The 6,740-nt window shown below is 41.9% G+C and carries 7 protein-coding genes; all 7 read left to right on the top strand.

What is annotated here, in order from left to right; all coding sequences use genetic code 11:
• Positions 1-539 precede the first annotated feature (539 nt).
• The 7 genes from CXF61_RS02770 (at position 540) to CXF61_RS02740 (ending at position 6,241) form a co-directional block, all read left to right on the top strand.
• Entirely contained in the window at positions 540-1,460 is a 921-nt protein-coding gene (locus tag CXF61_RS02770) for a YagK/YfjJ domain-containing protein (protein ID WP_068034978.1), read from the top strand.
• Between the two features lie 142 nt (positions 1,461-1,602).
• Positions 1,603-1,893, top strand: a complete 291-nt coding sequence (locus CXF61_RS02765; RefSeq protein ID WP_082787166.1) for a hypothetical protein — start codon at positions 1,603-1,605, stop codon at positions 1,891-1,893.
• A 49-nt stretch (positions 1,894-1,942) separates the two neighbouring features.
• Entirely contained in the window at positions 1,943-2,935 is a 993-nt protein-coding gene (locus CXF61_RS02760; protein ID WP_068034979.1) for a DUF932 domain-containing protein, read from the top strand.
• Positions 2,936-3,044: 109 nt separating this feature from the next.
• Complete coding sequence (locus CXF61_RS02755) at positions 3,045-4,142, top strand: YqaJ viral recombinase family nuclease (protein WP_068326692.1); 1,098 nt, start codon at positions 3,045-3,047, stop codon at positions 4,140-4,142.
• Positions 4,143-4,249: 107 nt separating this feature from the next.
• Entirely contained in the window at positions 4,250-5,161 is a 912-nt protein-coding gene (locus CXF61_RS02750) for a recombination directionality factor (protein ID WP_101204331.1), read from the top strand.
• Between the two features lie 186 nt (positions 5,162-5,347).
• The gene (locus CXF61_RS02745) at positions 5,348-5,806 is read left to right on the top strand and encodes a hypothetical protein (RefSeq protein ID WP_068326698.1); all 459 of its coding nucleotides are present in this window, start codon (positions 5,348-5,350) and stop codon (positions 5,804-5,806) included.
• A gap of 183 nt (positions 5,807-5,989) precedes the next feature.
• Positions 5,990-6,241: a helix-turn-helix transcriptional regulator gene (locus CXF61_RS02740; RefSeq protein WP_165597068.1), complete on the top strand. Its 252-nt coding sequence runs from the start codon at positions 5,990-5,992 to the stop codon at positions 6,239-6,241.
• The last annotated feature ends 499 nt before the right edge of the window (positions 6,242-6,740 follow it).

Here is a 6,740-nt window from a genome sequence, read left to right as displayed (position 1 = left end):
TTACAGTAAGAGTCTATATTTTTATTACGTATTAAACGATGGGCTGATTAGCTAAAGCGATGGATGTCGCGAGTCTATACTAAACTGGCGTAGACGAAGCCAAGCAACTATTGAGTTAGGATTTGCTAGAGATAATGATGAGCAGCTTTAATCGGAAGTGGTAGTTTAATAGCGAAAATATGCTTATCAAACCTAGTTCTAAGTCAGAGTAGATAGCTTTAAAAATTTGTGATATCCACCTGTTTCTAAAATATTATAGCGAAAAATTGTTCAGACTAATTGGTAGTGCCGTTCAGCTAACTCCACTTTAACCATTTGTCTTTAAAGTCCTATAATCCACTGCTACCTATCACCATAATTTCTAGAGCTCGCCTACACAAAGCTGCACTACGGCAGCTCGTCCTTAGTGGGTTATTTATATTATTATCTAAACACAGCAGCTACTTGTTCTACTGCTGAGGGCATAACTCTCAGCGACCATCATTATAAAAATACGGACTGATCCCACCCTATGAAACTAACTTCATAGGAATACCATAATGTCTTACTCACACCTAAACCAACCGCTAGCTGCTGCAAACGTCCATAGTCTTGTTACAGATATACTAGCGAACACTATCTGTTTTAATGAGGTCTTAAATAAACTGAACGGATTTTATTATCCGTTCATGACTCACTTCGATAGTGAGCTATTTTATTCACGGCCAGTCTTATCATTTTTTAGTAGCACTCAAGCGATCGTTGGTGATACTTATCCAGAAAACGTGATTTGGGATCATGATAAAACTCAGCGTTTTATCGACATGCTGCCATGCTATAAAAATGATATTGAAAATGAACGTAATGCGTTCATTTACCAAGAATCTCAAAATAAAAATAAACTAGGGTGCTATATTAATAATCTAATCAGGCATTATTCAAGACTGCTCTTTATACGTATCGACCTAAAATACGCAAAAGAAACCAGCCACCATGTGACCATTGAAGACTTCAATTATCACATGAGCAAGTTTCGAGAGCTTATCGGTAAAGCAAAAAACTGCAAGCCAAAGAGTTGCTTTGAGCATTTGCAAGGCAATGCTTGGGCTATTGAGCAAGGTGGGGAAGAAGGTGGGCTGCACTGTCATTTACTGCTTATGTATGATGGTTCAGAGCGACAGAATGATTGGTATATTGCTAAAGAGGTGGGTGAGAAATGGAAGGAGGTAACCGCTGGTCTAGGCGAATATTATAGCTACCATGATAAAGAACGTAAGCAGCAGTATAAGCAACATGACAAACTAGGTATCGGCATGATACATCAAAATAATCCTATTGAAGTTGAAAATGCTCTAGCTTCAGCTCTATACCTAACGAAGCCAAGCAAGAATGAGCAGCAACTTAAACTTTGGTTACCAAACATGCGTACCTTTGGTCATGGTATTTATCGTACAAAAAAACGTAGAGGCTTGCCTGAATAACAAAATATTTTTAGATATATAGTATTCCTATGAGATCAGTCAGGAAGCATCGCTCTCCTGACTGTTTAACCCCAAACTATCCTAATTAAAGGTCTGCTTAATCGCAGGCCTTTTTTATGCGCAATCGAAAAAGGAGCTATTCATGAGACCCATCTGCCCACACTGTCATTCAGCGAACGTCAGAAGCACTGCCGATACTGACAGTCCCTTTAATCTCTTCGAGCAACTGTGTTCACAATCTGCCCTATCAGGTCTTGGTGTAAGCATCTGTAGGTACTACAAAATCAATTCAGCAATCGGTGTAGTGGTAGGTACTGCACTGGCTTCTGCGATTAGCTTGGCTAAAGACAAGCTACAACAGCCACCCTTACTCGTTTTAGCAGCAAAGCCCAGTTATACCTGCAATACCTGCTCAAGAACTTTCAGCATTTAACCTATCTACATAACCCATAATTCTAATCAAATCTAAAAGGACAATGATCATGGCACATTTAATAGACACAATGGCATACGTTGGCGAAACCCCTTGGCATGGCTTAGGTAATGAGCTGGCTCCCAAGCAGCCTATCGAGATCTGGGCAAAGCAAGCGGGTATGGATTGGCGTATAGAATCCTCAGACGTTAGCTACATGGCAAACAATGACAAAGGTCACAATCTGATCCTGCCCTTTGCTGAGCAAAAGGTGTTGTACCGCTCTGATAACTTCGAGCCGTTATCGGTGGTCAGTCAACGCTATCAGGAAGTACAGCCGCGTGAGATTCTAGAGTTCTATCGTGATCTTACGGAACAGTCTGACTTTGAGCTTGAAACGGCAGGCATCTTAAAGGGCGGTCGTAAGCTATGGGCATTGGCTCGTACAGGCCAGTCAGCAACGCTCAAGGGTAAAGATGTCAGTAATGGCTACTTACTGCTTGCAACCGCTTGTGACGGCACGTTAGCGACTACTGCTCAGTTCACATCGATCCGTGTGGTCTGCAATAACACGCTAGCAATTAGCTTAGCGAATGGTTCAGGAGGCGTAGTAAAAGTACCGCACTCCACCTCCTTTGATGCCGATAAGGTTAAGCAGCAATTGGGCGTGTCGGTGAAACAATGGGATGAGCATAGCTATGAGATGAAGCAGTTATCAGAGCGCCGTGTGACCCAAGCAGAAGCAGCCAACTATCTTAGCCGTGTATTTAATGATCAGGACAATGACATCATTCTGTTTAACAGTGCTAAAAAAGAGAAAGACGCGGTGCCCAATGCCAAGGCGATGAATCAGGTGATGAACATGTTTAACGGTCAAGGTCGCGGAGCCGATCTTGATGCTGCCAAAGATACCGCTTACGGCTTGCTATGTAGTATCACTGAATACGTCGATCATGAACGCAGGGCGATGTCGAGAGACCATCGATTAGATGGCGCTTGGTTTGGCTCTGGCGCTAAGCTTAAACAAAAGGGTTTAGAAGAATCGCTACTGATGCTGGCTTAACCAGCCACATTTAAAACCTGAAAATACAATCAACCACGCCTTCGAGCGTGGTTTTTTATGCCGCTTATTTCATTTAATACCAATAATCAATTTATCGAAGGAGTTTGTCATGAACATGATCGCATTAAACAGCACTACTCAGCCGAGACAAACCAAACGTGCAACCGTTAGGCTTAAACCATCAGTAGTGAAAACCAAGCAAAATGATACTGCTGATAAACCTGCCCAATCTAATACTTCAAAGACTGCCAAGCGTTTAATTAATACTAAAGATTTAAGCCGTGAGGACTGGCTACAAGTACGCAAGCAAGGCATTGGCAGCTCTGACGCAGCAGCTGCTTGTGGTATTCATCCGTATCTCTCTATGCTGGAATTATGGATGATTAAGACAGGACGCATGAGCTCCGACATCGATGAGAGCATTGAGGGTTATTCACCCCTCTATTGGGGCAATACCTTAGAGCCGATGGTCGCTAAATACTATCAAGAACATACCGGCAATAAGGTACGCCGCGTGAATGCTATCTTACAGCATCCTGAGCAGCCATTCATGCTAGCAAATTTAGACTATGCCATTACTGGTAGTGGTGAGGTACAGATTTTAGAGTGCAAAACCGCTGGTGAACATGGTGCCAAGCTCTGGAAGCATGGCGTGCCGTTATACGTCACCTGCCAAGTGCAGCATCAGCTGGCGGTCACTGGTAAAACTGCGGCGCATATCTGCGTGCTGCTTTGTGGACACGAGGCTAAGATATACAAGGTTGAGCGGGATGAGCGCTTGATTGAGTCCATCATGGAGCATGAGCGTCTGTTCTGGCAATACGTGCAGACCGACACCCCACCAACGCCTGATCATTCAGAATCCGCAGCTCGAGCATTAAAGCAGCTTTATCCAACGCCCAAACCCTCAAGCAAGGTTGATCTACGAGATGACGATGGTGCCAATAAGTTATTTGAGCAACTGCTGAGTTATCGTGATTACATGCAAGAGTTAGAGCAGCGCCATGATCAGGTTAAGCACCAGCTGCAAACACTGATTGCCGATAATGAAGTCGCTGTGTTTGAAAAAGGCGCAATTTCTTGGAAGCGCTCGAAAGATAGTATCGGTCTGGATAGCAAAGCCGTTATCAAAGCGCATCCTGAGCTGTTAGCTAAATTTAGTAAAACCAAGCAAGGTAGTCGTCGCTTCGTCATCTTAAACGACTAAGCCGAAACCTACTACACTTAACCAAAACAAGCGCATAACTGCCCACCCTAATCGGTGGGCTTTTTTATGGCTAAACACATTTTATTAAACCCATAAGGAATATCACCATGATTAAAGGTCTAACCATAACCCCACCAGTTTTAGGTCGTATCAGTATTGGACGTGTCATTCAAAAAGATGGCAAGCGTTTGCCTGCTAAAGACGATCAATTCACTATCACCAGCCAAGTTCAAAATAAGGATGGCTGGATTAACCATCCACTCGATGAAAAGCTACGCGCAAATAATGACGGTAAGCTGAGACACATACCGGTACGCATGTTGTTTAACGATCCTGAGCTAAACCTGCGAGCTGAGTACACCTTGTTCGATAGACAAACCGGACGGCCACTATGCGTGGGTGACGGTGAGCAGTGTCAACGCCGTACAAACAATGGCGTGGAAACGTTGCTTTGCCCGTCACCTGATCGTTGCCCATTAGCGCAAGGCGGTGCTTGTAAGCCGTATGGCAGACTTTACGCAAATCTGAGTGAAGACGACGAGTTAGGCACGTTTATCTTTCGCACCACAGGCTTTAACAGTATTCGCACGCTTGCCGCACGGCTGAGCTACTTTGCTGCGGTATCAGGCAATAAGCTGTCCTGCTTACCACTGCAATTAACCCTAAGAGGCAAAAGCACCACGCAAAGCTATCGTACGCCGATTTACTTTGTGGATTTGACACTACGTGATGGGGTGACACTAAAGCAAGCAGTGCAAGATGCGCAGGCAATTGATGCGGAGCTTAGCGAACACGGCTTTGATCAAGCAGCGCTAGAAGAGGCTGCAAAACAGGGTTACGTCAATTCATCCTTTGAAATTGATAACGATGGCTTACTTGATGTGGCTGAAGAATTTTATCCCATGGAGACAGATGACGTAAGCAATAGCCAACAGGGGAGTTATCAGAACGGGTTAGCCACTCATAACGTGACTAGCATTGAGCAAGGGCTGCTGCAAAGCGTGACAGCTGTAAGCTAAAGAAATTGAGGAAGATATGCGGCGTAAATTAGTTAGGTTGAAACAAGCGATTTTAGGTCGCTTGTTTTATTTCTTATCGGTTTATTTTTAGTGGCTTAATACCTAGGTTAAGTCTTACAATGTGCTAGTTCTTCATAACGGCATATTAAAAACAGATTATTACTGTTTAACGTAAGGATAGCTAAAATGGATTTAGAAAAGACAATGGCATTAAGTAATTCAGTACAACTGTCTAAGAAAATATCTAAAAGAATTGCCAATCAGACTGAACGTTATTTACAGAGCTTTGGTGAAGATACGGTAACCACAAAACCTCTTAAAAATGTATGGGATGATATTTGCTATAAGTTCCAAACAGAAGAATTTTGCGGCAAGGTTTACGAGTCCATGGTTGTAGAATATGTTGGTTCACTGGTCGATGCTCTAGAAGACTATGAATTTAATGCCCTCTACCTTCAAATTGAAAGCCTGCGTACGATCCTAGCTGATTCAGCTAAGAGTACGCCATCAGATATAGATGAACACAGTCTTATCAGCATGCGTTTTTTCAAAGATCGAGTTATTTTATATCTCATTGAAGAGTATATTTATAAACGGGCTAAAGGCTACACAAACAAAAGGCTTAGGAAAGCTCTAAATAGTTAAGATAGTCGTGTATGTAACTTATTATTAAAAGTATTTTTAACACAGAAAAAGGAGCTGAATTATCAGCTCCTTTTTATTACTCTATGCATAAGGTCTATCGGACGATATAAGTCTCATAAAAAAATACAGGACTCCCTGACTGTATGAGAACAGATGTTCCCATACAATAATTAGGAGATAATCATGGAAAATTCAAACGCAGCACAGCCAATAATCGAGCAATGTAATCACATACCACAACTACTGAGTATTAAAGATGTTGGTAGCTATACTGGTCTTAGTCGTTCTACGATTTATGAGATGGTTAATGAAAATTCTGATCGTTATGACCCAACATTCCCTAAGAAGCTACAACTGACACAGGTAAGAGTAGTGTGGGTAGCAAGCGAGATTGCAGAATGGATTAATACGAAGATTGCAGAACGTTCAGTATAGATTTATCTGACCGCCCTAACTTTAAAAGTAGGGCGGTTTATTTTTTTGTATTATGAGAGGTTTCTTAATCTAATACACTAAGTAATATACTTTAGGCATAAGAAAAGGCTTCAGCCACTTTGTGTTTACAATCAAAGTTTTACCGCAATTAAAAGGCTATTTCATGCGCAAAATTTTGTTAGGGAAAAATTGTGTAGGGTGGTACTTGGCGTTCATAGAAATAGGCAAATAGTCTTTCGAATAAAAGACTATTTAAACAGGCTAAAAGACTATTTAAAGATTCTTTAAAGACTATTTCTCACTATTAAACGTATATAAAACAAGGGCTTAAAGGTCTCTCTAGAGAAATGATAAAAATATTTATCTTGTTAATAATCATCTATCACTATCTTGATCAAAAGCAGCCGCTAGTAGGGCGCTGTAAGGGGTCGCCTCATTCTCATGCATATAGATTTAATAGGATGACGTTGAATGGCTACTTCTTAGGTGTGCCGAGTTA

Origin of the sequence: Psychrobacter sp. 4Dc, from assembly GCF_002836715.1 — a bacterium.
Taxonomy (GTDB): domain Bacteria; phylum Pseudomonadota; class Gammaproteobacteria; order Pseudomonadales; family Moraxellaceae; genus Psychrobacter.
The sequence above is the reverse complement of the archived record's forward strand: the minus strand, read 5'-3'. Positions and strand labels throughout refer to the sequence as shown.